At 64.2% G+C, this 2,713-nt stretch carries 3 protein-coding genes and 1 pseudogene; all 4 read right to left on the bottom strand.

Translation table 11 applies throughout. From position 1 onward, the window contains the following. On the bottom strand, window positions 1-625 hold a 625-nt coding region (locus tag EOA49_RS31420; protein WP_164749368.1), incomplete at its 3' end, for an ABC transporter permease. A gap of 97 nt (window positions 626-722) precedes the next feature. Further along, complete coding sequence (locus EOA49_RS31415) at window positions 723-1,763, bottom strand: sugar ABC transporter substrate-binding protein (protein ID WP_066995049.1); 1,041 nt, start codon at window positions 1,761-1,763, stop codon at window positions 723-725. A gap of 40 nt (window positions 1,764-1,803) precedes the next feature. After that, on the bottom strand, window positions 1,804-2,568 hold the full coding sequence (locus EOA49_RS31410; RefSeq protein ID WP_067328253.1) for an ATP-binding cassette domain-containing protein: 765 nt from the start codon (window positions 2,566-2,568) through the stop codon (window positions 1,804-1,806). After that, window positions 2,565-2,713, bottom strand: a pseudogene (locus EOA49_RS34170) (ROK family transcriptional regulator); the annotation flags it as partial. The pseudogene EOA49_RS34170 and the gene EOA49_RS31410, both read right to left, overlap by 4 nt.

Below are 2,713 nucleotides of genomic sequence, written 5' to 3'. Positions count from 1 at the left end.
CGTTGCCACCGATCATCACCAGATGCCGGCCGAACGGCGTCTTGGCGAGAATCAGCGAGAAGACGACGAAGCAGCCGACAGCGATCCAGGCGGTGAGCGGCAGGCCGGCGAGCCGCTGGATACCGAACCAGCGGATGGCCGGCGCCAAATCCTGCGCCGAGCGTCCGCCGGAAACGACAAGCACGAGGCCGCGCACCCAGATATAGGAGGCAAGCGTGATGATGAAGGCGCTCATCCGCAGTCTGACGATGAGGAAACCGTTGATGACGCCGATAAGGGCTCCCACCGCCAGGGCTACGGCGAGCGAGACCGGCACCATCAGCCAGTCCGGATGCAACTGCAGGCCGAGGCCGATGCCTGACGAGCAGAACATGATGCCGACCGCCATGGCGCTGAGCGCCGCGACCGATTCAACCGACAGGTCCATGTGACCGGCAATGATGACCAGCGCCAGGCCGATCGACATGACGCCCAGCACGCTCGAAGCCTCGACGATGTTGGCGAAGATGCCGAGCTGGAAGAAGTTCGGAATGAGGGTCGAGAACACGGCCAGCACGAAGACCAGCATGAACCAGACGAGATTGTCGAGCACAAGCTCGAGACTGTGGCGGGTGCGTGGGCTCATCGGCCGATCCGGTTAGCGTCGAATTTGAATATGCGGCTGCCGCGGGGCGGGCCCGCGAGGCTCCGGGCCGGGAGGCCCGGAGCTCGATGGAAAAGGCCTACTCGACGGGCTTAACGGTATCCGTCGGCGGCTTCAGGTTGCCCCAGAAAGCGGGGTTGTCGACATTCTCCTTGGTTATCGCCGCGCCTGGGATCTTGATGTTCGGGCCCCAGGCTTCCTTGGTCACCACCGACTTCAGGCCGAGCACGTCATATTCGCCGGGCTTGATCTCCTGCTTGTTGACGACCTTGTCCATGAACATGGCGACGGCCGCGGCCTGGGCGTAGAGCGGCTGTTCGACTTCGACGTTGAGCCAACCCTTGCGGATCAGGTCGAGGCCGACCGGCGCGCCGTTCGAGCTCATCATCATCACATCGCCCGGCTTCTTACCGGCGGCCTCCAGCGAGGCAACGCCCGCGACCGAAAGATGCGCAGCGTGGCTGAAGATCAGGTCGATGTCGGGATTGGCCAAGATCTGGTCGGCGACGATGGTGCCGGCGTTGCTCGCCTCCCACTGCATGGCGGGCAGCGAGATGATCTTGACGTCCGGAAACGCCTTCATCTTCTCCTCGAAACCCTTCTGGATGTCGAGCGTGTAGGGATCGCCGGGATCGCCGAGCACCTGCAGGATCTTGCCCTTGACCGAGCCATGCTTGGCCTTCAGCAGCGCTTCGGCCTGCTCCGCCGCAATGTGGCCGATCTCGACCGTGCCGGCGACCGATGTGAAGTCGGACGGCGTGGCGGTGATTTGGCGGTCGAACTCGACCACAGGGATGCCGGCCGCGCGGGCGGCTTCAACGGATGGCTTCAACGCATTGAAATCGACCGCGGCGAGGATGATCGCCTTCGGCTTAAGCGCAATCACGTCGTTCATCTGCGATTGCTGAGCGTCGGTTTTGTTGTCGGCGTTCAGCGTCTTCATCTCGTAGCCGACCTGTTTCAGAAACAGTTCCAGCGCGCTCACCGAGCCGGTCTGGAATTCGTCGAGCAAGGTCGGCACCAGGTAGTAGACGGTACCCTTGGACTGGGCGAATGCCGGCGTGAGCGTGGCAATGGCCAGGGCCAGGATACCGAAGACAGAAAGTAGCATTCGCTTCATGTCGTTCGCTCCTCTTTTCGCCGGACCCCTCATTTGTCCCTCAGCCCGCCGGTCCGGCACCGGCAAGCGTTTCCCCGGTGATCATGTTGATCACCGCATCGGGACTTGTCTTGTTGCGGGCAACGTCGCCCGCCACGACGCCCTGGCGGATCACCACGATCCGGTCGGCGACCTGGAAAGCCTGCTGCATGATGTGGGTGATGATGACGACGCCGATGCCTTGGCTCGCCACCTTGCGGATCATGTCGAGGCCGCGGCGCGTCTGCTCGACGCCGAGCGCGGCGAAGGGCTCGTCGAGCAGCACCAGCTTGCCGCCCCAATGAACGAAACGGTTGAGCTCGATCGCCTGCCGCTGGCCGCCCGAGAGATGCTCGACCTTGGTGCGCAGCGAGGGAATGCGAGTGCCGGCATTGGCCAGCGCCTTCGCCACTACTGACTCCATCGCGCGCTCGTCGAGCACCGGAACGCCCAGCACCCTGCGGGTGATCTCGCGGCCCATGAAGAAGTTGGCCACCACGTCGACATTGGTGCAGAGCGAGAGGTCCTGGTAGACGGTCTCGATGCCGGCGGCCTTGGCCTCGGCGGGGGTTTTGGCGAGGAACTCCTTGCCTTCGAACAGCATGCGACCCGAGGTCGGCTCGAGTCCGCCGGCGATGATCTTGACCAGCGTCGACTTGCCGGCGCCGTTGTCGCCGAGCAGCGCCACCACCTCGCCGCGCGCGATCGAGAAGCTGATGCCCCTCAGCGCCCGGATGGCGCCGTAATTCTTGGTGACGTTGTCGAGGACCAGCAGGGGTTCGCTCATGCCGCGATGTCTCCGCCGTTCAGAAGGTCGCCTTCGCGCTGCCGCTTGGCGGTGAAGATCTGGCCGAAGCGTGGCGAAAGCACGCCGGAAACGGCAAGTGCCGCGGCGCCGCGCAACACGGCATGCTGCCCGCCCTGCGCCACGA

This window comes from Mesorhizobium sp. M1A.F.Ca.IN.020.04.1.1 (genome assembly GCF_003997315.1).
Taxonomy (GTDB): Bacteria; Pseudomonadota; Alphaproteobacteria; order Rhizobiales; family Rhizobiaceae; genus Mesorhizobium.
This window is presented reverse-complemented; position numbering and strand designations above follow the sequence as displayed.

Bases quoted from the DNA above. Each gene is read 5' to 3' on its own strand.
- EOA49_RS31410 (WP_067328253.1), bottom strand. From the start codon at position 2,568: ATGAGCGAACCCCTGCTGGTCCTCGACAACGTCACCAAGAATTACGGC.
- EOA49_RS31415 (WP_066995049.1), bottom strand. From the start codon at position 1,763: ATGAAGCGAATGCTACTTTCTGTCTTCGGTATCCTGGCCCTGGCCATT.